Source organism: Umezawaea endophytica (assembly GCF_025061645.1).
In the GTDB taxonomy this organism is placed as follows: domain Bacteria; phylum Actinomycetota; class Actinomycetes; order Mycobacteriales; family Pseudonocardiaceae; genus Umezawaea; species Umezawaea endophytica.
This window is the reverse complement of sequence record NZ_JANYMP010000027.1, coordinates 22,893-45,552: the sequence shown is the minus strand read 5'-3', so window position 1 is coordinate 45,552 and position 22,660 is coordinate 22,893. Positions and strand designations below refer to the sequence as shown.

Annotated in this window: 22 protein-coding genes; 9 read left to right on the top strand and 13 right to left on the bottom strand. The window is 70.3% G+C overall.

From position 1 onward, the window contains the following. Nucleotides 1-107: 107 nt before the first annotated feature. A complete protein-coding gene (locus NZH93_RS39110; protein WP_259628358.1) occupies nt 108-2,792 on the top strand; it encodes a hypothetical protein in 2,685 nt (894 codons plus the stop codon). Between the two features lie 192 nt (nt 2,793-2,984). Continuing rightward, complete coding sequence (locus NZH93_RS39105; protein WP_259628357.1) at nt 2,985-3,515, top strand: RICIN domain-containing protein; 531 nt, start codon at nt 2,985-2,987, stop codon at nt 3,513-3,515. A gap of 24 nt (nt 3,516-3,539) precedes the next feature. On the opposite strand, the gene NZH93_RS39100 is transcribed toward NZH93_RS39105, so the two are convergent. Next, nucleotides 3,540-4,379, bottom strand: a complete 840-nt coding sequence (locus NZH93_RS39100; RefSeq protein WP_259628356.1) for a fumarylacetoacetate hydrolase family protein — start codon at nt 4,377-4,379, stop codon at nt 3,540-3,542. A 103-nt stretch (nt 4,380-4,482) separates the two neighbouring features. Here NZH93_RS39100 and NZH93_RS39095 point away from each other — a divergent pair, with 103 nt between their 5' ends. Next, nucleotides 4,483-4,977 carry a VOC family protein gene (locus NZH93_RS39095; protein ID WP_259628355.1) on the top strand — a complete coding sequence of 165 codons (495 nt, stop codon included), beginning with the start codon at nt 4,483-4,485 and terminating at the stop codon, nt 4,975-4,977. Further along, the gene (locus NZH93_RS39090) at nt 4,974-5,684 is read left to right on the top strand and encodes a class II aldolase/adducin family protein (RefSeq protein WP_259628354.1); all 711 of its coding nucleotides are present in this window, start codon (nt 4,974-4,976) and stop codon (nt 5,682-5,684) included. Before NZH93_RS39095 ends, NZH93_RS39090 begins: the two co-directional genes overlap by 4 nt. Nucleotides 5,685-5,724: 40 nt before the next feature. Here the strand turns inward: NZH93_RS39090 and NZH93_RS39085 are convergent, their stop codons facing one another. From NZH93_RS39085 to NZH93_RS39070, 4 genes are read right to left on the bottom strand one after another with little or no spacing between them, the layout of a single operon-like run. Further along, complete coding sequence (locus NZH93_RS39085; protein ID WP_259628353.1) at nt 5,725-6,372, bottom strand: zinc-binding dehydrogenase; 648 nt, start codon at nt 6,370-6,372, stop codon at nt 5,725-5,727. Continuing rightward, the gene (locus NZH93_RS39080) at nt 6,339-6,857 is read right to left on the bottom strand and encodes an alcohol dehydrogenase catalytic domain-containing protein (protein WP_259628352.1); all 519 of its coding nucleotides are present in this window, start codon (nt 6,855-6,857) and stop codon (nt 6,339-6,341) included. Before NZH93_RS39080 ends, NZH93_RS39085 begins: the two co-directional genes overlap by 34 nt. Further along, nucleotides 6,854-7,852: a hypothetical protein gene (locus NZH93_RS39075; RefSeq protein ID WP_259628351.1), complete on the bottom strand. Its 999-nt coding sequence runs from the start codon at nt 7,850-7,852 to the stop codon at nt 6,854-6,856. Before NZH93_RS39075 ends, NZH93_RS39080 begins: the two co-directional genes overlap by 4 nt. A gap of 23 nt (nt 7,853-7,875) precedes the next feature. Then, nucleotides 7,876-8,592 (bottom strand): dienelactone hydrolase family protein, encoded by a 717-nt coding sequence (locus NZH93_RS39070; RefSeq protein ID WP_259628350.1) that lies wholly within the window; start codon nt 8,590-8,592, stop codon nt 7,876-7,878. A 134-nt stretch (nt 8,593-8,726) separates the two neighbouring features. Between NZH93_RS39070 and NZH93_RS39065 the strand changes: the two genes are divergently transcribed. Next, nucleotides 8,727-10,316, top strand: coding sequence for a bifunctional 3-(3-hydroxy-phenyl)propionate/3-hydroxycinnamic acid hydroxylase (locus NZH93_RS39065; protein WP_259628349.1), 1,590 nt, complete (start codon nt 8,727-8,729; stop codon nt 10,314-10,316). 30 nt (nt 10,317-10,346) lie between these two features. Here the strand turns inward: NZH93_RS39065 and NZH93_RS51025 are convergent, their stop codons facing one another. The 3 genes from NZH93_RS51025 to NZH93_RS39050 all read right to left on the bottom strand — a co-directional run bounded on the left by NZH93_RS51025 (nt 10,347) and on the right by NZH93_RS39050 (nt 13,457). Further along, nucleotides 10,347-11,516, bottom strand: coding sequence for a M24 family metallopeptidase (locus NZH93_RS51025; protein WP_259628348.1), 1,170 nt, complete (start codon nt 11,514-11,516; stop codon nt 10,347-10,349). A gap of 96 nt (nt 11,517-11,612) precedes the next feature. Next, nucleotides 11,613-12,416 (bottom strand): IclR family transcriptional regulator, encoded by an 804-nt coding sequence (locus NZH93_RS39055; protein WP_259628347.1) that lies wholly within the window; start codon nt 12,414-12,416, stop codon nt 11,613-11,615. A gap of 9 nt (nt 12,417-12,425) precedes the next feature. Further along, complete coding sequence (locus NZH93_RS39050; RefSeq protein WP_259628346.1) at nt 12,426-13,457, bottom strand: GlxA family transcriptional regulator; 1,032 nt, start codon at nt 13,455-13,457, stop codon at nt 12,426-12,428. A 130-nt stretch (nt 13,458-13,587) separates the two neighbouring features. Here NZH93_RS39050 and NZH93_RS39045 point away from each other — a divergent pair, with 130 nt between their 5' ends. Further along, a complete protein-coding gene (locus NZH93_RS39045; protein WP_259628345.1) occupies nt 13,588-14,526 on the top strand; it encodes an alpha/beta hydrolase in 939 nt (312 codons plus the stop codon). A 343-nt stretch (nt 14,527-14,869) separates the two neighbouring features. Next, nucleotides 14,870-15,103 carry an STAS domain-containing protein gene (locus NZH93_RS39040; protein WP_259628344.1) on the top strand — a complete coding sequence of 78 codons (234 nt, stop codon included), beginning with the start codon at nt 14,870-14,872 and terminating at the stop codon, nt 15,101-15,103. A gap of 291 nt (nt 15,104-15,394) precedes the next feature. Here the strand turns inward: NZH93_RS39040 and NZH93_RS39035 are convergent, their stop codons facing one another. The 4 genes from NZH93_RS39035 to NZH93_RS39020 form a co-directional block, all read right to left on the bottom strand. Then, nucleotides 15,395-16,150 (bottom strand): ZIP family metal transporter, encoded by a 756-nt coding sequence (locus tag NZH93_RS39035; protein WP_259628343.1) that lies wholly within the window; start codon nt 16,148-16,150, stop codon nt 15,395-15,397. Between the two features lie 201 nt (nt 16,151-16,351). Then, complete coding sequence (locus tag NZH93_RS39030) at nt 16,352-16,663, bottom strand: hypothetical protein (protein WP_259628342.1); 312 nt, start codon at nt 16,661-16,663, stop codon at nt 16,352-16,354. Then, the gene (locus NZH93_RS51020; protein ID WP_259628341.1) at nt 16,660-18,417 is read right to left on the bottom strand and encodes a protein kinase family protein; all 1,758 of its coding nucleotides are present in this window, start codon (nt 18,415-18,417) and stop codon (nt 16,660-16,662) included. The genes NZH93_RS39030 and NZH93_RS51020 overlap by 4 nt, the downstream gene beginning before the upstream one ends. Before the next feature lie 30 nt (nt 18,418-18,447). Beyond that, nucleotides 18,448-19,284 (bottom strand): WXG100 family type VII secretion target, encoded by an 837-nt coding sequence (locus NZH93_RS39020; RefSeq protein ID WP_259628340.1) that lies wholly within the window; start codon nt 19,282-19,284, stop codon nt 18,448-18,450. A gap of 474 nt (nt 19,285-19,758) precedes the next feature. Here NZH93_RS39020 and NZH93_RS51015 point away from each other — a divergent pair, with 474 nt between their 5' ends. Then, nucleotides 19,759-20,541, top strand: coding sequence for a helix-turn-helix domain-containing protein (locus tag NZH93_RS51015; protein WP_259628339.1), 783 nt, complete (start codon nt 19,759-19,761; stop codon nt 20,539-20,541). A 71-nt stretch (nt 20,542-20,612) separates the two neighbouring features. Here NZH93_RS51015 and NZH93_RS51010 read toward each other — a convergent pair whose 3' ends face one another. Then, entirely contained in the window at nt 20,613-21,902 is a 1,290-nt protein-coding gene (locus tag NZH93_RS51010) for a nucleotide disphospho-sugar-binding domain-containing protein (RefSeq protein WP_259628338.1), read from the bottom strand. Between the two features lie 81 nt (nt 21,903-21,983). Here NZH93_RS51010 and NZH93_RS39005 point away from each other — a divergent pair, with 81 nt between their 5' ends. Further along, nucleotides 21,984-22,610 carry a TetR/AcrR family transcriptional regulator gene (locus NZH93_RS39005; RefSeq protein ID WP_259628337.1) on the top strand — a complete coding sequence of 209 codons (627 nt, stop codon included), beginning with the start codon at nt 21,984-21,986 and terminating at the stop codon, nt 22,608-22,610. Nucleotides 22,611-22,660 lie beyond the last annotated feature (50 nt).

Genomic DNA, 22,660 nt, shown 5'->3' with positions numbered 1-22,660 from the left:
CCCGGACTCGGTCGACCTCAGCACGCACCCGGACCTCTCAGGAAGGCTTGTGGGGCGGTGTCCGGCACCGCTAGAACTGATCGACTGCCGGTGATCGGAGAGACCCCATGCGCTTGGCGACACTGCTGCTGTCCACCTTGGTGGGGGCGGCCCTCGCCGCACCGGTCACGGCGACGGCCCATGCCGGACAAGCGGCGGAACCGCCGCACCTGGGGTGGGCGATCACCGGCACGGGGCTGGTGTGGACGGCGACCGCGCCGATCCCGCCGGGCGGCGCGGCGGTCGAGTTCTGGGACGGCGACCGGTTGCTGGGGATGCCGCGACCGTCCGCGGACCTGCGCACCTACACCCTGGACGCGGCGGAGGTCGAGGACGTCGACGCGCTCCAGGTGCGGGTGTCGGGCACGCGCCTGGACGTCGAGGAGCCCGCGGCCCCGTCGGTCGAGGCGGTCGCGGCACTGCCCGCACCCCTGCCCGCGGGGGACACCGATCCCGGTAGCCCCGGTTCGTTCGCCACGTCCACCGGGGAGTACGAGCTCGACCCGATCACCGTGCCCGGCTACGCGGTGCCGTTGGAGATGCGGGCCGTGGTCGTCGCGCCGGTCGGCGCGACCGGCCGCCGCCCGGTGGCGCTGTTCCTGCACGGCAGGCACATCTCCTGCTTCAACGGCACGCAGGTGCTGCTGACGTGGCCCTGCCCGGCGTCCGCCAAGCCGGTGCCGAGCTACCGCGGCTACCTGCGGGCGCAGCGGCTGCTGGCCTCGCAGGGCTACGTGACGGTGTCCGTGTCCGCCAACTCGGTCAACGCCCAGGACGCGTTGGACCTGGAACTGGGTGCGGGCGCGCGGTCGGCGCTGGTGCGCGCGCACTTGGCGCGGTGGGCGGACTGGGCGGGCGCCGGTCGCGGGTCCGCGCCCGAGGTGGTCCGTGCCGCACCGGTCGCCGATCTGAGCCAGGTGCTCCTGGTCGGGCACTCCCGCGGCGGCGAGGGCGTCAACAGGGCAGCGGTCGACACCCTGTCCCCGCCGCGGGGCGGCGACCCGGTGCGCTGGACGATCAAGGGCCAAGTGCTGATCGGCGCGACGGTCTTCGCGCACAACCCGGCGCCGGACGTGCCATCGGTGACGATCCTGCCCGGCTGCGACGGCGACGTGTCCGACCTCCAGGGCCAGATGTACGTGGACGCCACCCGCGGGGTGAGCCGGGGGACCGCGCTGCACAGCGCGCTGTACTTCGTCGGCGCCAACCACAACTACTTCAACACCGAGTGGACGCCCGGCCAGGCGGAGGCCCCGGCGTCCGACGACTTCCGCTCCCCGCCCGAAGATCCGGTGTGCTCGCCGGGGACGGCCACCCGGCTCACCGCCGAGCAGCAGCAGGCCGCGGGCGCGACCTACGTCGCCGCGGCGGCGCGCCTGTTCGTCGCCGGAGACCGGCGGGTGCTGCCGCTGCTGGACGGTTCGGGCGTGCGCGCGCCCTCGGCGGACCCGGCGCGCGTGCTCGCCCACGCCGTCGGCGGCGCGCGCTCCCCGTTCGTGGTGCCCGACGAGGCGACCTCGGCGGGCGGCTCGGCTCGGGTGTGCGCGCAGGTCTCGGCAGACCCGGCCACGGCATGCGTCGACCCGGCCGCCAGCCGCCCGTCGCCGCACTTCGTCCGGTTCAACCGCGTCGTGCCCGAGTCGGGCCGGTTCGCCGTGGCGCTGGGGTGGACCGCCGACGGCCAGGCCGCGACCGCGCGACCCGGCGCGCCGGTGTCGTTGGCGGGCTCGCGGCAGTTGGCGCTGAGGCTGGCCGTGCCGCCGAACAGCGCGACCACCCGCTTCGACGTGGCTGTCACCGATGCGGCCGGGCGCCGCGCGGTGCTGGGGTCGGTGGCGCTGGACGGTCTGCCCGCCACCGACCGGGTCTCCGCCCGCTGGGCGCAGGAGGTGCACGTGCCGCTGCCCGCGGACGGGATCGACCTGCGCCACGTCGCCGAGCTGGAACTGGTCCCGCACGGCGGTTCCGGGCAGGCGTGGCTCGTCGACGCCCACGGGTACGCTCCCGGCCTGCCCGCCCCGCGGCCGGTCGCGCTGCCGCGCGTCGACCTGGGCGCGTTGACCGTCGAGGAGGGCGACTCGGGTGCGAAGACCGTCCGGTTCCCGGTCTCGGTCACCGGGAGCGGCGCGGGTGCGGTGCGGGTGTTCGTCCAGAACGAGGGCGACGCCGCGTACGCCGAGCGGCTGGTGGAGATCGAGCCGGGCCAGCGCGAGCTGGAGATCCCGGTGCAGGTCAACGGAAACACCCGCTGGAACCTGGAGGCGAGGCGCACGGTGCTGGTCAAACCCGTGCGGGGCGCGGTCGTCGGCCGGTACGCGGACAGGCTGACCGTGTCGAACGACGACCCGGAGCCGACCTTCACCGCCACGCCGGTCACCGACGTGGTCACCGAGGGCGGTGCGCTGACGTGGCGGATGACGCTGTCCGCGCCTGCCGACAGGGTCCTCACCGTCGTGGGCAGGCCGACCGTCCCCGAGGGCGCCGAGCTGTCCACCACGGACGTCGACGAGCTGTGGTTCCGCCGCAACGTCGCCCAGGAGGATCCGCTGCCGTCGCGGCCGTTGTCGACCACCGGGGTGCAGCCGCTGGCCGTCATCCAGCGCGGGGAGCTGAGCGGGCTGTTGACCGTGCCGACGGTGACCGACGCGGAGGTGGAGCCGGTCGAGCACATCCACCTGAACCTCACGTCGCTCTCCTCCACCGGGTCTGTCTCCGGCGCGGTCACCGACGGCACGTCCGCCGGGCGGCCCTGAAGCAGTGGCCAGGTGAGCGCCGGGTCTCGGAGTCTCTGTCCATTGAGGACTGCGATGCCTTGCTGATCACCGGGTCGTGTTTCTCCCGCACGCAAGCCGTTGTCAGGGCGAGTCGCAGGTGGGCGCTTGCTGGCGGCGTTCACCGGGATGTACGCTCCAGGGGCATTGATCAAGGAGCAACGGGGGGTTGCCATGTCCTTGTTTCGTCGTGCATTCGTCGCCTTCGCGGCACTCGTTCTCACCCTCGGTCTCACGCCCGCCGTCCAGGCGAAGACCGACGACGTGACCATCCTGGCGTCCGTCAGGATCATCAACCTGCACACCGGCCGCTGCCTCGCGATCCAGGGGGCCAACAACGTCAACGGCTCACCGGCGTTCCAGTACGACTGCATCGGCAGCGCGGCGGACCAGCACTGGAACATCGAGTACATCACCCCTTTGCGGAGCCGGATCCGCAACGCGTACACCGGCAGGTGCCTCGTGGTCCGGGGCGCGAACAACGTCAACGGCGCACTCGCCTTCCAGTACGACTGCGCGGGCTACGAGGACCAGAACTGGAACATCTTCGACGAGGGCAGTGGCGGCCGGTACGTCAAGATCCAGAACTACTACACCCAGCGTTGCCTCATCATCCGGGGTGCCGACGACTTCAACGGCTCGCCGGCGTTCCAGTACGACTGCCTGAACTACCCGGACCAGAGGTGGGTGTTCCAGACGGTCTGAGACAGGAGCTCCGTGGGCGGGCGATCACGTCGGTTCGGCGACGCAGGTGTTGCGCAGCTCGCCCAAGCCTTCGACGACGGTGCGCAGCACCTGACCGGGCTTGAGGTAGACCTGTGGATCGCGGCCGTCGCCGACGCCGCCGGGAGTGCCGGTGGCGATCAGGTCGCCGGGGTGCAGGGTGATGATGTCGCTGACGTAGGACAGGATGTCGGCGACTCCGAAGAGCAGGTCCGCGGTGCGTGAACGCTGCATCACCTCACCGTCGACCTCGCACCGGATCTCCAGGTCGGGTCTCGCGTCGTCCGCGTCCAGCTCGTCGGCGGTCACCAGTTCCGGTCCGACGGGTGTCGTCGACTCGAAGGTCTTGCCGGAGAGGAACTCCCTGGTGCGCCGCTGCCAGTCGCGAGCGGTCACGTCGTTGACGATCGTGTAGCCCGCGACGTGGTGCGAAGCCTCGTCCCTGTGGACGTGTCGGGCTGTCCGGCCCACGACGAAACCCAGTTCGGCCTCCCAGTCGACGCGCTCGCTGACTGCGGGCAGCACGATGTCGTCGCGCGCCCCGACCAAGGCCCCGTCGTACTTGGCGAACAGCGTGGGGTACTCGGGTGTGTCCCGCCCCATCTCCCTGATGTGGCTCGCGTAGTTCAGGCCCAGGCAGATGATCTTGTTGGGGTGCGGGACGAGGGTGGCGTAGTCCACTTCGGACACCGGCACCCTCGCGCCGGTGTCTCGTTCGGCGAGTCGGCGCCAGTCCGGGTCCTTCAGCAGCGTTCCGACGTCGGTGTGCGGGAGCAGCACGTAGGAGTCGCCGTCGCGCCGTGCGGCGTGGGTTCGCCCGTGGTGGCGCAGTGTGGCCAGGCGCATGGTCGTTCGGTCTCCCTCGATGTTGACGCGGCAAGACCCGAATCGTATCGTTGTCCCATAAAACAGTCCACATGTCCTGTTTAACGGGACTCAGGAGGCCGAGATGGCGATCTCCCAGTTGGGGCACACGGGTCTGTGGGTCTTCGACCTCGCCAGGATGCGCGACTTCTACGAGCGCGTGATCGGGTTGACCGTCACCGACGAGGACGCCGAGCTGGGCATCGTGTTCCTCAGCTCGCACCCTGAGACCGAGCACCACGAGTTCGTGTTGCAGACCGGCCGCACCGCCGTGCCGGGCGCGAAGCTCCAGCACCAGATCTCCTGGCGCGTCGAGGAGTTGGAGGACCTCATCCGCTACCACCACCTGTTCGCGGCCGAGAGCGTCGAGGTGCAGCAGGAGGTCACGCACGGCAACGCGTTCGGCATCTACTTCTTCGACCCGGAGGGCAACCGCAACGAGGTCTACCTGCGTCTGGAGCGCGACGTCCGGCAGCCCTTCCGCAAGACCCTCGACCTCGGGCAGTCCCCGGAGGCGATCCACGCCGAGGCCGAGCGGCTGCTCGCCGAGGCCGGTCCCGCCTACCTGCCCGTCCAATGAACCCCAGCGTTCCCACGACGTCGGAGGAGGCGCGCACCCTGACGATCTCCGCGTCCCACGCCCTGGCCGCGGCCGGGCAGGAGGACATGATCTGGGGGCACGTCGCCGTGCGCGACCCCGACGGCCGGGGCGTCTGGATCAAGCAGCCCGGCTGGAGTCTCGCGGAGGTGACCGCCTCCCGGCTCCAGCTCGTCTCGTTCGACGGCGGGGTGCTGGAGGGTGAGGGCGCTCCGCACGTGGAGTGCTTCATCCACCTGGAGGTCCTGCGCGCCGATCCTTCGCGCGTGTGCTCGGTGCACACCCACTCGGCCAACGCGACGACGTTCGCCGCCTTGGACACCGCCGTGTTGCCGCTGTCGCACGCCGGCGCGCTCTTCGCGGCCCGCGGCCTGCCTCGCTTCCGGGCGACCACCGGCCTGGTGCGCACGCCCGAACTGGGCGCGGCCCTGGCGGGAACGCTGGGAAGCGCTCCCGCGGCGTTGCTGCCCGCCCACGGGATCGTCGCCACCGGCCCGACCGTCGGCGCGGCGGTGATGCACGCGGTACTCCTGGACCGCGCGTGCGGCGACCAGTTGGTCGCCATGGCGGCCGGATCGCCGCACGCGGTGCCCGACGAGGAGGAGACGCGCCGCAAGGCCGAGGAGTGCTGGCCGCCGCACCAGCTCGAAGCCGGGTGGCGGTACCTCGTGCGCCGGATCCCCGGATGACCGTCGCGGCGCGGCGTCGTTCCCGCGCCGCGACGGGTTCCTACCGGGCGGAGTCCGCCTGCGGCGGGGTGACCACGGCCATCCAGATCGGCTCCGTGCGGGCCTGCATCCGGGCCAGCGCGGAGCCGATGTCCTCCAACGGGTACCGGTGGGTGATCAGGCGGTCCGCGTCGACGGTGCCGTCACCGACGAGGCGCAGCACGTCGCGGACGTCGGCCCTGGTGTTGGCGCGGGTGCCGACCAGCCGCCAGCACCGGACCATCATCACCGCCATCGGGACCAGCTCGCCGGTGAAGTTGCCTCCCATGTGGACGAACGTCGCGCCGGTGGCCATCGAGTGCAGCGCCTGCGTGCCGAGCACACCTTCCGGCGCGTAGTCGAGCACGGCGTCGGCTCCCCGTGGCAGCAGTCCCCGCAGCACCGCCGTGAGGCCGCCGGTCGCCGCCCAGTCGGGCGGGAGGTCGTCGGTCGCGACGGTGTCGGTCGGCAGGTCGCCCGCCAGCTCGCGGACCGCCGCGAGCCGGTTCGCGTCGCGGCCGACGAGGACCAGCCGCGACACCCCGAACCGTGCGGCGAGTGCGACGGTCGCCGTCCCCATCGCCCCGGTCGCCGCGGTCACGACCACCGCAGCGCCGTCACGCAGATCGGCGCACTTCAACGCGCGCACGGCGTTGGCGAGGTCGTGCACCTTGGCCCCGACCTCGAAGCTGACGGCGTCGGGCAGGGGTCGACCAGCCAGTGCGGGACCCGGACGAACTCGGCGAGCCCTCCGTCGTGGTAGGCGTCGTAGAGCGGTCTCGCGCCCACGCCGAACGCGGCGTGCCCCATCATGGCGTTCTGCTCGCACATCATCTCGCGGTCGGACGTGCAGTAGGCGCACCGCAGGCAGGTGAGGTTGGGATGCACCCTCACCCTGGTGCCGGGGGCGATGCCGGACACCGCCGAGCCGACGGCCTCGACGGTTCCCGCTGCCTCGTGGCCGATCGTGGTGGGCAGGTTCGGGAACGCGCCACCCGCGAGCAGCCGGAGGATGCCGGGGGCGACGCCCGCGGAGGCGACGCGCACCAGCACGTCTCCCGGCCCGACCTCGGGGACCGGGACGCGGGCGAGGACGACGGTGGTCGAGCCGGACTCCACGCGCGCGGCCAGCATGGTCCTGCCGGTGCCGGTCACGACGCGGAACCGTCGCGACGGGCGGCGGCCAGCAGTTCGGGCGCGTACGGCACCGCCACCCGGTCGACCTCACCGATCCGGGGCAGCTCGCGGTTGCACAGGACGCGGACGTGCTCGCCCGGCTCGTGGGCGATGGAGGTGTGGGCGATACCGAGCGGGACGAGCAGGAAGTCACCGGGCCGCAGCTCGACGATCCCGCGCTGGGTCACGACCGTGCGGGTGCCGCTCACCTGGTACTGCACCTCGTCGGCGTCGAGCGTGCGCACGTAGACCTGTCCCGCCGAGGGCGGCGTCGCGGCCATCCCGATCCGGACGTCGTCGTTGCGGTAGAGCCAGGTCGTGCCGGTCCCCGCGCCGCGCAGCACCCGCAACCGTTCTTCTTCCTTGTGCACCTGGTCGAGCAACCGCCGTTCGTCGACGGGGAAGACGGCGACGTCGTGCCCCGGCGAGCCCAGGCACTGGGTGACCGCCTCGTTCGCGGGCTCGGCCTCCCAACCGGGGAAGGGCGGCATGACGGGCTCGGACTCCCGCACCGCGGCGCACTCCTCGGTGACCGGCGCCGGTGTGTAGAACAGCAGGTGCGACTCCTGGCGACCCCAGTTGTCGTGCGCGACGCCGCGGGGGAGCCGGGAGAACTCGCCGGGCCGGTGCTCGACCACCCCGAGTTCGGTCATGAGGGTGCGTTCCCCGTCGATCTGGTAGGAGATCTCGTCGACGTCGCAGTTGCGGTGGTAGAAGGGCTGGCGGTTGTCCATCGTCTGCCATTCGATCCGCAGCCTGTCGTTCTCGAAGACCCCGCGGGGCGGGGCGAACGGCTGCGCGCGGAACTCCACGGGGTGGTGGACGACCTCGAGCGGTGCGTGCTCGCTCCACAGCGCGATCGGGATCAGGGGGTGCGGCCGCGGTTCGGCCAGCAGCAGGTGTTCGTCGCGGTCGAGCACGCGCAGGGGCTCGTCCGCGCCGAACAGCACGAGGTGTTCGGTGACGGTGGACATCGTCGCTCCTCCGGATCGTCCGGTCAGTCGGCCAGGGGCACGTGGTCGGCCAGGAACGCGGTGGTGCGGTCCCAGGCGAGGGTGGCGGCCTCCCGGCGGTACAGGGCCGGGCGCGCGTCGCAGGCGAAGGCGTGTCCCGCGTCGGGGTAGACGAACTGCCGGGCGGGTACCGGGAGGTCGGCGAGCGCGGTGTCGATGGCCGCGACCTGGTCGGCCGGGATCGTCGGGTCGTCGACGCCGACGTGCACCAGCACCGGAGCGTCGATCCGACCCGCGTCGGCGAGTACGGCGTGCGGGCCTGCGGCGATACCGGGACCGTAGAAGACGACGGTCCCCCCGAGTCCCCGGATCGACGTCGCCGCGGTGAAAGCGGCCCGGCCACCGAAGCAGAAACCGACGACGGCGACCCGGCTCGCGGGCAGGCCGTCGTGCGCGGCGAGGTGTGCCAGCACCGCCCGCACGTCGCGGGTGATCGCCCCGGCGTCGATCGCCCCGATCAGCGGCATCGCCTCGGCGTGCTGCTCGTAGCCGAGGACGCCGATGCCGGTGCGGTGGAACAGGTCCGGTGCCACGGCGAGGTAGCCGCTGGCGGCGAACCGGCGGGTGACGTCCTGGACGTGGTCGTTCACCCCGAACGCTTCCTGGAGGACGACGACGGCGGCCGAGGCGGCACCCCCGCCCGCGCGGTAGAGGCCCATCGGGCCGTCCTCGGTCGGGACCGTGCCCCATTCCGTGATCATGCGACCGAAGATAGCACATTGTCCCACAATGCAGGTCTTGTGTCCTGATAGTGAGAAGATACGCTGCGATGGTAGGGGACAGTGCCGCGGCCTGGCGAGCACGACGCCCGCCGCGCGACAGGGGAGGGCGACCTATGCCGAACGACCCGACAACCCGTGTCGTGGTGGTGGGCGCGGGCCCGGTCGGTCTGACCGCCGCGGCGCTCCTGGCCGCTCGCGGCGTGGAGGTCCTGGTGCTGGAGCGCAACGCGACCACCAGCGATGAGCCGAAGGCGATCAGCCTCGACGACGAGTCGTTGCGCACCTTCCAGGCGGCCGGGGTGGTCGACCGGGTGCTCGGGATCATCGTGCCGGGTATCGGCACCCGCTACTACGGCCGCGACGGCCGCGCGGTGGTGCAGGTGCGCGCGGCCCGGCCGTTCCGGCTCGGCCACCCGTTCAAGAGCCCGTTCGCGCAGCCGGACCTGGAACGAGCGCTGCACCGGCACCTGCTCTCCCAACCGGGTGTCGAGGTGCGGATGGGTGCCGAGGTGACCGGGCTGGCCCCGGACGCCGACGGGGTCGAGGTGACCTTCCGCGAGCACGGACACGCCGGCACGTCCGCCACCGTGCGCGCCCGGTACGTGCTGGGCTGCGACGGCGGCCGGTCCGGGGTCCGCACCGCGCTCGGCGTGGGGATGACCGGGCGCAGCCACGCGGAGTCGTGGCTCGTGGTCGACGTCGTCGGCGACCACCACGACGAGCGCTACGGCATGCACCACGCCGACCCGGCGCGCCCGCACGTGATCATGCCCGGACGGGACGGCCGGTGCCGTTACGAGTTCCTCCTGCACGAAGGCGAAGGGGAACCCGGCGGCGAGGTCCCGTTCGACGTGGTCGAGCGGCTCCTCGCACCCCACCGGAGGGTCGAGCCCGACCAGGTCGAGCGCGCGGTGACCTACCGCTTCCACGGCCTGGTGGCCGACCGCTGGCGGATCGGGCCCGTCTTCCTGCTCGGCGACGCGGCGCACATGATGCCGCCGTTCGCGGGGCAGGGCCTCAACTCCGGGATCAGGGACGCGGCCAACCTCTGCTGGAAGATCGCCGCCGTGCTGTCGGGCGGGCTGGGGGAGGAGGTGCTCGACAGCTACGAGTCCGAACGCCGTCCACACGCCCAGGCGACGGTCCGGCTGTCCGAGCGCCTCGGGCGGATCGTCATGACGACCGACTCCCGGCTGGCGCGCCGCCGCGACGCCCACTTCGCCGCCGTGTTGCGGGATCCCGGCACTCGCGCGTTCTACGAGGAGATGCGCTACCGCCCCGAGCACCGCTACCACGACGGCCTGGTCGTGGCGAGCACCTCGGCGGAGGTCGGCGTCATGCTCGGCCAGCCGAGGGTGTTCGACACCGCGACCGGCACGGTCCGCCCCCTCGACGACGTGCTCGGCAGCGGGTGGGCGTTGCTCGGGGTCGGGGTGGGTGCCGACGACCTCGCCGCGGCGGCCGCGGCGGTCGGCTCGCCGGAGACCGCGGTCGTCCGGGTGGCGGTGGACGACCGGTTCGTGACCGGCCGCGCGATCGTCGACCTCGACGGTGGTCTGGACGCCGAGGTCGCGCCTTATGCCGGGCACCTCGTCCTGGTGCGCCCGGACCGCTTCGTCGCCGCGGCGTGGCACCCCGGCCACCTGCCGGGCGACCTCTCCGCCGTGCTGTCGTTCACCGCTCCCGCACCGGCCGGGGCCTGACACGACCGCCGTGCCCGGCCCCGGACGTGGTCACGCGCGGGAGTGGAGCACCTGCGGTCGGGTGCCGAGCCGTTCCGCGCCGCCCTGCCGCACCACGAGCATGTCGCCCCAGCTCACGTCGTAGCTGCGCGCGACGACGCGTCCCGCCGACCTCGGGAACGCCGTCGGCTTGCAGATGAAGACCGCGCCCTCCTCGACCGGGTCGTCGAGGACGGCCTCGGGGGTGTCGTTCGGGATGAACAGCGGGCCGTCGAACCCGCCGTGGAGCAGGAAGCAGATCTCCGAGCCGGTGCCCGCCGCGACCGCCATCGCGGCCGCCCGCACCTCGCGCCACGTCGCGCCGGGCACGAGCGCCGCCCTGGCGGCCTCGAAGGCCGCGATGTTGAGGTCGAACGCGTCCTGCTGCTCCGGGAGGATCCGCCCGGCGATGAAGGGCTCGGCCACCTGCACCACGTGCTGGTATCCGGGCATGATCTCGGCGGCCACGCACAACCCGTCCGCCACCTGGCCGCGGGGGACCGCGACGAGCCGGGGCCGCGGCTTTCCCCACTCGCCGGGGCACCAGGCGATGCTCGGCAGGGCGAGCCCCGGTCGCATCATGGCCGTCATGCCCGCGCGGTAGGCGTCGGCCTGCTCCGCCCCCACGCGGAAGGCCGCTCCGATGGCCCGCGCCCCGGCCTCGGCGACCTCGATGCCCGCCCGGATGTCCGCGACCTCGGCCGCGCTCTTGACGTGCCTCGCCGCCGCCATGACCGGGGCACCGTCGACGACCTCGGCGTCCTGGAGAGCCTCCAGGATCCGGACGACCGTCGAGTGGACGACGTAACCGTCGGCGGACCGGACGTGGGAGTAGTCGTTGCCGTCGAGTCCCGCGATGGCCACGCGCACCGCCCGCGGCCTCCTCCTGCGCAGCTCCGCGGCGACGACCGCGCCGTAGGGGACCTTCGTCGAGCCGGACGGGGTGGCGCTCGCGCGCCGCTCGATCCAGGCCTCCCGGTCGACGGCGAGATTGCTGTCCTCGCCGCCCAACAGGATGAACGGCTCTCCCTCCAGCGGGAACAGCACCGCCCCGGTCTCGTCGGCCAGGTAGCGCGCGTCGGTCGGGTTCGACTCCGGCAGCGCGATCACCAGGTCGATGTCGCGCTTGGTCATCTCCTCGCGCACCCGCGCCCAGCGCCAGTCGCGTTCGTCTACGTTCACGCCAACTCCTCACCAGTGTCCTGACTTACGCTATCTCATTCCTGAAATAGGGAACAGGTGGTGAGTTGGTCGGCGGGGTTGTCGAAGCGGTGGCGACTACGCGTCGAGAACGGCCACCTCGGCGGTGATCCGCGCGGCCGCGGCGAGGACGGCCGTGATGATCTCGTGCTCGAACTGGGTCGACACGCGAGACGCCACGGCCGCGACGCTGATCGCCGCCGTGGCCCTGCCGCTCCCGTCGCGGATGGGCGCGGCGATGCCGAGCACGTCGTGGTCGACCTCCGAGCGCGTGATCGCGTAGCCGTGACGGCGGATGGTCTCCAGTCGGGTCATCACCGACTCGACGTCGACGAGGGTCGCCGGGGTGAACCGCCGCAGCGGCGACGACTCGAGGATCTCCTTGGCCTCGGCCGGTGGCGCGAAGGCGAGGATCACCAGCGCGGACGCTCCCGCGTTCACCGGCAAGGTCGACCCGCGCTCGTAGGAGATGCGCACGCGGTGCGCGTGGGACTCGGCGCGGTCCAGGCAGGTGACCACACCGCCGACCCGGCGGGTGAGCAGGGCCGTCTCGTTGACCGACTCGGCGAGTTCCTCCAGCACCGGGGCGGCGATGTCGGTCAGGTTGTGCGTGCGCCGTGCCAGTCGAGCGAGCTCCAGCACGCGCATCCCGAGCCGGAAGCGCCCTCCCGGAGCCTCTTCCAGGTAGCGGTTCGCCACCAGGCTTTGCAGGTACCGGTAGACCGTCGACCTCGCCACGCCGAGCCGTTCCGCCACCTGCACGGCCGAGACGACCGGCACGTCGTCCTCGAACATGTTGAGGATCTCAAGGGCGCGATCGGCGGTGGAGTTGCGCTCGCGATAGCCGCTCTCGGCCTTGATTTGCTCTGATTGTCCTGACATGCGGGAATCCTAACGATGTCCCCAGTCGGACGCCAACGCACGCCGTCCCACCGACGTGGCCGGTGCGGCGGGAGAGGTGCGGAATGCCCTGCGGTAGGCGGAGGGGGTGGTGCCCAGGGCGTCCCGCATGCGCTGCCGCAGGTTCGTCCCGCTGCCCAGACCGGTCTTCGCCGCGATGTCGTCCACCGGTAGCTCCGTCGACTCCAGCAGATGGCGCACGTGCTCCAGACGCGTTGAGGTGAGCCACGCGGCGGGTGAGAGCCCTGTTTCCTGTCGGAACCGCCGGGTGAACGTCCTGACGCTCATGTGGCAGTGCGCCGCGAGGTCCTCGAGGGACAGCCGACGGTCGAGGTAGTGCGTCATCAGCGTCCGTGCGCCTGCGGTCGATGTCCCCGCGTCCTCTCGGACCGGGTGTTCGACGTACTGTGCCTGCCCGCCGTCCCGCACGGGCGCGACGACGTTGTACCGGGCCACGCGGTTGGCCACGGAACTGCCGTGATCCTCACGAACCAGGTGCAGGCATACGTCGATGGCCGCCGCACCGCCTGCCGAGGTCAGGATCCCGCGATCGGCGACGTACAGCGGGTTGGTGTCGAGTTCGACCGCGGGAAAAAGCCGCCTGAACCGCTCCGCGTAGCCCCAGTGCGTCGCGGCCCGACCGCCGTCCAGCAGGCCCGCGGCCGCAAGCACGAACGAACCCGTGCACAGCGACACCAGCCGCGCGCGCTGCCGGGCCGCGCGCAACGCCTCCGCGACCCGGGGATCCACCGCGCCATCCTTGATCACCTCCGGGCAGTGGGTCCCCGCGACGATGACCGTGTCCGCGTGCTCCAGCAGCGACAGGTCCCCTTGGGGTGTGACGAGGTACCCGTTCACCGTCGGGACTGGGGAGCCGTCCGGGGTGAGGGTGCGCACCTCGTAGGCCGCCTCTCCCGCGTTCGTTTCAACCCCGGCCAGCATCTGGGCCGGGATGCTGAGGTCGAAGGCCACCACTGGTGCGAGGGCGAGAACGGCCACGTGGTGAGGCGTCGCGACAGGCATGGCCCAATAGTTTCAGATAGTGGCCCTCGGGCTACTTCTGCGCCGCTCGTGATCAACAGAGACTGAGGTCGGTTCCGCACCAGCACTGGGGCAACCCCCGGTCCATCCCCTTGGAAGGTGGCTCTCAGCCATGTCCGTTCCCGCTGTCGATCCCGAGATCCAGACCATGCTCGACACCGCCGACACCGGCGTCTTTCCCTTGTACGGTCTGGATGCGGTCCTTGCCGACCCCGAGCGGTACACACTCCTGCGCGAACGCCCGGACACCCCCGTCGACGACGAGGTCAAGGTGTGGGACCTCTACGTGCCCGGCCCCGGAGGACAGTTGCGGCTGCGCGTCTACCGGCCCGACACCTCCGAGAACCTGCCGATGATCCTCTACGTGCACAGTGGCGCTTACACCTACGGATCCCCGGAGGCCGAAGAGGGGCGTTGTCTGCGCTACGCCCGCGACGCACTGGCTGTCGTGGTGTCCGTCGACTACCGCCTCGCCCCCGAACACCCCTTCCCGGCCGCGACCGACGACGCCTACGCCGCTCTGACCTGGATCGCCACCAACGCTGCCGAACTCGGCGGCGACCCCGCACGCATCGCGGCGGCCGGTGGCAGTGCCGGCGGAAACATCGCTGCCTCCACGGTCCTGCGTGCCCGCGACCAGGCAGGCCCGCACGTTCTCTTCCAGTCCCTGACCTACCCGAACCTGGACGGCAGCCTGAGCGCCGCCTCGGTACGGGAGTGCATCGACACCCCGATCCTCACCCGCGGCGCGCTGGAACTGGCCGTGCGTCACTACGCGAAGGACAGCCACACCACCCCGTACGCCTTCCCGAGCCGCGCCGCTGATCTCAGCGGACTGCCGCCCACCTACATCGTCGTAGCGGAGGTCGACCCGCTCCGCGACGAAGGCCGCGACTACGCCGCACGCCTGTCCGCCGCCGGCGTCACCACCGAGCTCGTCCAGGTCCCCGGCGCTGTCCACGGCTTCGACCTCCTCTTCCCCCAAGCCCGCGTCAGCGAACGCAACCTCGCCGACCAGGTACGCGCCCTGCGCGAGGCTCTGCACCTCTGACCGGCCCGGACACGCGAGGGTCCGGTGGTAGGCAGGGTGCTGCGTCCAGTTGGTATCCAAGGCGTATTCAATGGGCATGTTGACCGTCTCTACCTGGCCTCCGAAGGTCGAGCCTGAGTTCCTGAAGTGATTGATCTTTTGACTGCCTATCAGGCAATGCAAATACGTTGTACCAGTCGCCGCCAGCGAGGTGCTCCAGCTCGGCAGGCCCGTAGCAGACGGCGATGCACAGTCCGGAGAGTTCGACCGGCCGCTGTGCGGGCGGTATGAACGGGACGCTCAAGACCAGGTTCACACCCGGTCGGTGTGACCGTCGGGTTGAGCAGGCAGCCCATGCCACGGCGTGCCGGTTCTGGTGGTCACGGGCGAGGTCGACATGACCACCAGCGAGACGGTACGAGACGCTTTGTCGACCTGCCTCAATGCCGCTACATCGGCGCTGGTGCTGGATTTGAACGAGGTGACGTTCCTGGCCGTTGCTGACCATCCATTCCGGCTTGCACCAGGCCATCACGGCAGTTCGTGCCTCGGGCGCGCGAGCTTCGCCCCTGCGCGTGTCACGACCGAGAACGGCTGATTAGGTCGGTTAAAGATGGGGTAACCGCCCGCTACCGTGAGCGCGCGCGTCTACACGGTAGGGCCACTGGTTGCTCGACGGCCCGAGCCGGACCGGCCGGATGTTCATCAAGCAGCATCCGATCCCGGTCCGGCTTCACCAATCGTCGGCGCGGGCGGGGGAGTCCTCGGCGCGATCGCTGCCGCGGCTGCGGCCGTTGTGAACGCCGGGCAGTCCGACGGCGTTTCGGATCACGATTTCGATCGCCCTGCTGGACGGCGTGCTCCTGATCATCGCGGCGACGTGACCCGGTCAGCCGCCCAGGCGCTCGACGGTGAACGCGGTGAGGAAGCCGACCGTGGCGATGAGGCCGGTGTAGACGCCGCTGCGCTCGAACGCTTCGGGGATCATGGTGTCGGCGATCATGGTGAGGATCGCGCCCGCCGCGACGGCCGTGATGACCGCGATGGTCTCCGGTGAGGCGTCGCGCAGCAGCAGGTTGCCGAGGAGGGCGGCCAGCCCGCTGGCGAGGGCGATACCACCCCAGACACCGAACACGTAGCGGGCGCCGCGACCCGCGCGCTTCATGCCTGCCGCGCTGGACAGTCCTTCTGGGACGTTCGAGATGAACACCGCGACCAGGACTCCCATGCCGACACCTCCGCCGCCGAGCAGGGACAGGCCCAGCACGACGGACTCCGGGACGCCGTCGAGCAGCGCGCCGACCGCGATGGCGGCACCGCTGCCCTGCGTCTGGGCCTCGGCCGACTGCTGGTCGCCCGACCGCTTGCGGTGCCGAGCTCCCCTGCGGGCCAGCACGACGTTCGCCAGCACGTACATCCCGGCTCCGCCGAGGAACCCCAGCACCGTCGGCAGGAGCCCGCCCGATTTCTCGGCTTCGTCGACCAGGTCGAACGCCAACGCCGAGATGAGCACACCCGCGCCGAACGCCATGATCCCGGCGACGACACCGCGGGACACCGGGACCCGCCAGGCGACGGCGGCGCCGAGCACGAGCGCACCCCCACCGACCAGACCCCACAGACCCGCTTCCAGCCATTGCGGCACCGCCGCACCTTCTTTCCGCCCCGGTGGTCGGGAACCGCTACCACCGGAAGGTACCCGGAGATCACTACCCCAACCTCGGCTGCCGGCACGGCGTCCACCTTCGTGGGGCTGGCGGTGGGACGGGGAGCCGCCCTTGTCGAGTTCGGACAAGGTCCACGACAACAACTGATTGCACGCGACGATCGTCCGACGTCACCGCGATTACTCCGGGTTGTCGGCGCCGCTTTCGTCGGCGAAGCTGTAGTAGCTGGACCGGCGTGGAGTCAGCAGACCACGCATGAACATCTCGGGTTCCTCGTTGGGCAGGACCGTGCGCCGGTCGTCGTCGACGTCGACACCGTGGTCGAAGTAGTTGCGCGCGACGGTCGCCTCGGTGGGCTCGACGATGGCGAGTTCGACGGTTCCGCTCTGGGTGAGCCGGAACTCGGCGACGCGCACCGGACTGCCGGTACCCCAGGAGTAGAGGGTGACGAAGGTCGGCGCCTTGCCACTCGGTTGGCTGTCGTCATTCACTGACCGCTCCTTCCGATGATGTTCTCGTTCTGATCCGCACGGCGAAGCACTTCCAGGGACGGCAATCGATCGGCAGGTCCGAGAGGAGGATGGGAAACCGGAGTATCGAAACTGTATCCGAAGCTGGACCGAGTGGGAAGTGACTGGGAACGCCATGCATGATCTGAATACGGTCCGAAGATCGGGTTGTGATAGGGGCCGATCCTGTCGTGGCTGACAAATCTTCCGGGCCATTGTTGGCCGGTTATCGCGCCATTCTCCTTGATCTCGTCGAGTCGGGCCAGTGTCCCGGTGATGGCCGGTTCTGATATTCCGTTGGCTTCCAGCGTGGCACGCAAGTCCGCAGGATCCACCGCGTTGATCTTGGCCAGTAATTCTGGGCTGAGTGAAATCTGGCCAATGGCGGCCGCGTAAGCGAATTCAGAGCGAATTCCCATGCGCGGGTCGGGCGATTCAGGGAAGGAGTAGCCGTGGTCGATGGCGACGACACCACCGTCTTCGTTCGTCCGGTAATTGTGCGGATGACGATCGGAGTTGCCGATGACGTAGTCGAGAACAGCCATCTTCTCACGGTCCGAGTCCGAGTACTCCGTGGTGTAGTACTTGCCTTCGGTGGAGGGGACGAACCGCTGGACCGATCCTTCCCCATCCGGGCCGTCAATCATGGTGGTGTGTGGCACCACGTCGAGGCCGAGCAGTTGGTCGACCTCATACGCGGCGACCTCGCGGCCGGCCAGATTGCCGGGAATGCCCTGGCGCATCGAATGGTTTTCGCCGACCACCGGCTTGTAAACGCCTGAGGTGCCGTCGTCGAACGACACCAGGTGTGTGGCGTTCACACCCTCGCTGATCGGCCGACTGCCGGTTATGTGGTCGTTCCCGCCAGGCGGCCACCCGCCCGCCCGCGCGCTACCCGTGGGCGACGAGGCAGGGTTCGTGCCCCCCGGCGAGGGTGCCTGGTTCACCTGCGGTCCGCCCTGCGAGGTCGGTGCCGACGACGCCGGGAGGTTGCCCGCGCCGGGAGGCGGTGTGTACGCCGGGGCCGCTGGAGCTGCCGGTGGGCTTGCGGCGGCGGGAGCAGTGGTGTCCGCGCCGGGAGGTGGGGCCACCTGGTTGACCTGTGGTCCGCCTTGCGGGGTGGGTGCGCTCGCGGGGGCGGTTGTGCCAGGGGCGCCGGGTGGCGGCTGGACCGTGCTCACCTGCGGGCCGGGAGCCGTCGGGCTCACGGCGGGTGCGGGGTCTGTGGTGCCGGGAACCGGTGCGACCGTGCTGACCGGCGGACCGTGCTGGGGCTGCGGTGGTGGCGGGGCGCTGGCGGGAGCGCCAGTAGGGTTCTTCGCGCCGGAGTCCGGGACGATCTTGTCGAACTCGTCGCTGATGAGCTGGTCGGTCTGCGCGTAGACCTTGCCGGTGGCGCCGAGTCCGTCGTGGACGCTGGAGAAGGTGTGGGCGGCGTCGTTGGCGCGGTCCACGGAGTTGGTGTTGGAGTCGTTGAGGCCCGGGACGGCGAACATCCCGATGGGGCCCAGGGCGTTGGGGGCCAGTCGGAGTCCGGCCAGGACGTTGGCTTGCTCGGTGTAGCGGGTTTGGAGGTCGGCGGCCTGGGTTTGCAGTGCCTGGATGGACGATTCGCTGGTGTGGAACCCGGATCCACCGGTGGGTGCGCCCGGTGGCGCGGGTGGTGCCGACGGTGGGGGCGGGTTGCCGGGGTTGCCGTTGGGGTTGGGGTTCGTGCTGGGGTTGACCTTGGCCACGAGGAGGTCTCCGGGTTCGGTGGTGTGGGGTCAGGCCTTGGCGACGGCGTCGCCGACCTTGTCCTGGGCCTTCCACGCCTCGTAGGACACCTCGGCCACGTCGGCGACGTTCTCGAACCGCTTCCAGCCCTTGCCGACCTGCTCGGTGATCTCGTCGAGGTTCTTGATCCGCCCCATCTGCCGGGTCAACGCGGAGACCAGCTTGGCGATCCGGGAGGCGATGTTCACGCCCAGCGCCACGGCCTTGCCCACCGCGAACCCGACGAAGCCGACGATCGAGGCACCGAAGGTGAACACCGCTGCCGCCGCTGCCGCGAGCGCACCGGCCAGCAGCGAGCCGAGCAACTGGGAGATCAGGTCGCGGACGATGTCACGCAGCACCGAGACCAGCACCCCGCAGATCGCGACGATCTTGGCCTTCTTCTCCACCGCGTCGGCCAACGCGTCCAACTCCTGACCGAGGGTGTCCATGTTCTCGGTGAACGCCTCGGCCGACATCCCGGTCCACCCACCGGGCTGTGCCAGTCCCGCGCGGTGGGTGTCCGCGATCGACCGCAGGTTCACCGCCGCGGCTTTGGTGGCGTCGACGTTGGCCTGGATCTCCTCCGGGTCGCCCATCAACTGGTCGAGTGGTTCCTTGAGGAAGCTGACGTGCTCGATCAACCACCCGATCCCCGCGCCCAGCATCGTGCCGAACGGATCGACCGCCAGCATCGCCGCCGACGAGGCGGCGCCGATCGCGGAGAAGGTGATGTCCAGGGCTTTCTCGGTCTCGCTCTCGGCGTCCTTGCCGATCGAGGCGATCAACCCGGCGGTCGACTCGATGAACAACGAGCCTTTGAACTTGTTCTGCTCGGTGATTTCCATGCCAGGTGGTGAATCGACCACGGGACCGACCTTCCTGAAGTTGTGGCGAATTGTTGCCTTTGCGGGAACTGTGATCGCGCAGCGTCGACACCAGGTCCGATGGGCAAGCGTGGAAAGCCGCCCTCGGGAGATGTGCACAATTGGAACACTTGTACCTGCATCGCGGATGACGGTGGTAGACCATCGAAACCCCTGGTCATGTCACTTGCGACTCCGCATGGGTCTGCTCGACAACCACGTGGATCTGCCCGGCTTCATACATTAGAACGTTTGACCCGCGGCGCACTTGAACAAATGCGCCATTCGTGTGGAACATGTGCGTCACACGTCAGCAGTCGAGTAAACATCCGAGGTGACTCGCCAGTCATGAACGACACTGGAGCGGATATCGTCCCACCTCAGCGTGTCGAGGATCTCCAACGCGCTTGGCAGACGGGGTTCGCCGAGGGCTTCCGCGTCGCCACCATCCAGGACGTGGCGATCATCGATGTCCACAGCCGGTCCGCTGTCCGGACCACGGCCCTGACACACTGCCCCGAACACCACGTGCACATGCTGGCGGTGCAGCGCGGATCGTGGACCGTGAGCGGACCGCACGACCGTGACAAGAGCACCGTGTCGGTCGGCAGGTTCATCCTGCGCCACTTCCGCCACCTGGCCCTCGCCGAGACGGCACCGCACACCACGGCGAAAGTCCTGGGGTTGCCGTCCGAGACGTTCACGCCTCTATTCCGGAAGCGGGGCATCGCAGGTGCGACGAACACGGCAGAGATGCGCTTGCTGCTCGCCCACGCGAACATGGTCCAGGCGACCATGGCCGACCTGCACCCGGTCGGTGTGCACGCCGCCCGCGGCACCCTGGTCGAACTGGCCATCGCGGTGGTCCTGGGCAGGGTCGACGATTCAGAACCCCTGCTGGGCCCGGCGCTCGCCCAAGCCGCGAAGGGCATCGCGAACAGTCGCCTCGCCGACCCCGAACTGTCCCCGGCGATGCTGGCGCGTGAACTCAAGATCTCCGTGCGGACCCTGCAACGTGCGTTCGCCGCGACCGGGGAGTCGGTGAACACCTACGTCCGGCACCGGCGGCTGGACGAGGCGCGACGCGCGCTGTCCACCCTGTCCGGGCATTCACGCGTCTCGGAAGTGGCTGCCCACTGGCAGTTTGCCGACAGCAGTCACTTCACCAGGGAGTTCAAGAAGCGCTTCGGCCGGACGCCCACGGACTACGCCCGCTCGACCGAACCGGCTGAGCACTGACTCGACTTCGGAACTCGTCCGGCATGTGGTCGTGTGGCGGACGAGACTGTGCGGCCTCGCCCGCCGACGTCTCACTTCCGGAACGCTTCCGCGACGACGTCCACGATCTGCTGCGGACCATCGACCTTCTCGTACGCCAGCGACAGCTCGACCGCCCTGTCCCGATAGGACGGTGTGGTCAGGATCTGCTGGACGGCGCCTGCCACTTCCTCGGGCGTTGGACGCTGGGTGTGCAGGTCGATGCCGAGGCCGAGCAGTCCGACGCGTGCGGCGATCGCTGGTTTGTCCTCGGTTTGCCCTGCCACCACGACCGGGACGCCCGCGGCGATCGCCTGCTGCGTGGCGCCGTAGCCGCCGTTGGTGACGAACACGTCCGCGTGGGGGAGCAGTCGGTCGAACGGCACGAACTCCTCGATGACAGCGTTCGACGGCACGGGACCGGTCAGTGCGGCAGCCGGGCGACCCAGAGCTGCCACCACCAGGACGTCTTCGCCGTCGAACGCGGCCAGGGTCGGCTCGACGAGTTCGGAGAGGTCGTCGTTGGCCAGCGTGCCCTGCGTCACCACGACGACCGGGCGGCCGCTGTCCAGCTCGGGCCACCAGGCGGGTTCGGTCCAGCCCGCAGGGGCGACCGGCGGCAGCGGCCCGACGAACCGCACCAGGTTCTCCGGCAGGTCGGAGCGGGGGAACTCGAACTCCGGCACGGTCAGTTGCAGGACGTCGTCCGGCTCGGTGTACATCGTGGCGAAGTAGTTCGGCATCGTGAACCCGGTCGCGCCCAGTCCGTCGACCACGCGCTGCAAGTACTCGGCCGCACCGGACAGCGCGGCGGCGAGGCCGGCGTTCATCGCGCGGTTCGCCTCCACCTGGTCGACACCCGGCCCGACCGGTGCCGGGCCGAACGGTGTGGTGTCGTCACTGGGGTAGTAGAGCGGCGAAATGCCGACGCCGATCCAGCGCCGCGGCCGGATGCCTGCGCCGTGGAGCGAGGGCAGGCCGCCGAGGAACATCAGCTCGGCGACGAACACCGTGTCCGGGTCTTCGTCGAGCAACTCCTGGATGAGTGCGTGCTGGTCGGGGATGGCATCGCCGAAGACGTGCGAGACGTCCCAGGTGAGCATCTCCGGGCCGGGGGAGAGCGTGGACCGCTCCGGGAAGGACTCGGCCATCCGCCGGTCGTCGTAGGCGGCCTTGCCGGTCAGCGGCCGAAGGGTGGCGCCGGCCCGCGCGACCTGGTCGGCGAACCGCTCACCGCCGACGAAGGTGACGTCATGTCCGGCGGCGACGAGCTCACCGGCGATCTGGATCATCGGGAACGTGTGGCCTGCCAGTGGACTGGCGGCCACGACAACACGACTCACGGGCTGCTCTCCTGAATTAGGCGTAACGGTGTTCTGGCCAATGCCAGCCTAGACTATCTCGCAAGGGGTGGAAGGAGAAACGTGGCCCGCACCTACCGTTCGCCGTCGCGGGAGAAGCAGGCTGAGCAGACGAAAGTCCAGATCTGCCTGGCCGCCGAGCCGCTCTTCTCCGAGCAGGGTTACGCGGCGACGTCGATGCGCCAGCTCGCCACCGTCGCCGGTGTCTCGATGGACACGATCTACGCGCTGGGGGGCAAGGCCGATGTCTTCCTCCGGGCACTGGAGATCACGCTGAGCGGGTCGATGGACGGCACGCTTCTGTACGCGCGTCCGGAACTGGCCGTGCCACCGCCGGGGGGATCGCTGCGTGACGCGCTCGCGCTCGTCGCCGCGGTGCTGACGGACGCCAACCGGCGCAGCGCCGGCATGTGGTCGGCCTTCGTGGAGGGCGCGAACACGGACCCGGTGCTCGCGGCCGCCTACCGCAAGAGGATCGAGGACATGCGAGAGGAAGGCCGCCGCCTGGTCCACCGGCTGGTGGAGTGGGGGCTCTGCCGACTTCCCGACGACCTCGACTGCACGGTCGACCTGTGCTGGGTCACTGCCCAGCACAGCGCCTACACGTTGCTGGTGCGGGACTGCGGGTGGACTCCGGAGGAATACCGGGAGATGATGCTCGATCGGTTCCTGGAGTTGCTCGACCGCTGAGGGGTCAGGCGGTGATCTTCGGTCTTGGCGGGCTCCGCGAGTCCGTTTGG

Excerpts from the sequence above, each read along its gene's own strand:
- NZH93_RS39100 (WP_259628356.1), bottom strand. The coding sequence starts at position 4,379 with ATGCGCCTGGCCACACTGCGCCACCACGGGCGAACCCACGCCGCACGG.
- NZH93_RS39105 (WP_259628357.1), top strand. The coding sequence starts at position 2,985 with ATGTCCTTGTTTCGTCGTGCATTCGTCGCCTTCGCGGCACTCGTTCTC.
- NZH93_RS39065 (WP_259628349.1), top strand. The coding sequence starts at position 8,727 with ATGCCGAACGACCCGACAACCCGTGTCGTGGTGGTGGGCGCGGGCCCG.
- NZH93_RS39090 (WP_259628354.1), top strand. The coding sequence starts at position 4,974 with ATGAACCCCAGCGTTCCCACGACGTCGGAGGAGGCGCGCACCCTGACG.
- NZH93_RS39095 (WP_259628355.1), top strand. The coding sequence starts at position 4,483 with ATGGCGATCTCCCAGTTGGGGCACACGGGTCTGTGGGTCTTCGACCTC.
- NZH93_RS39075 (WP_259628351.1), bottom strand. The coding sequence starts at position 7,852 with ATGTCCACCGTCACCGAACACCTCGTGCTGTTCGGCGCGGACGAGCCC.
- NZH93_RS39070 (WP_259628350.1), bottom strand. The coding sequence starts at position 8,592 with ATGATCACGGAATGGGGCACGGTCCCGACCGAGGACGGCCCGATGGGC.
- NZH93_RS39055 (WP_259628347.1), bottom strand. The coding sequence starts at position 12,416 with ATGTCAGGACAATCAGAGCAAATCAAGGCCGAGAGCGGCTATCGCGAG.
- NZH93_RS39020 (WP_259628340.1), bottom strand. The coding sequence starts at position 19,284 with ATGGAAATCACCGAGCAGAACAAGTTCAAAGGCTCGTTGTTCATCGAG.
- NZH93_RS39045 (WP_259628345.1), top strand. The coding sequence starts at position 13,588 with ATGTCCGTTCCCGCTGTCGATCCCGAGATCCAGACCATGCTCGACACC.
- NZH93_RS39050 (WP_259628346.1), bottom strand. The coding sequence starts at position 13,457 with ATGCCTGTCGCGACGCCTCACCACGTGGCCGTTCTCGCCCTCGCACCA.
- NZH93_RS39110 (WP_259628358.1), top strand. The coding sequence starts at position 108 with ATGCGCTTGGCGACACTGCTGCTGTCCACCTTGGTGGGGGCGGCCCTC.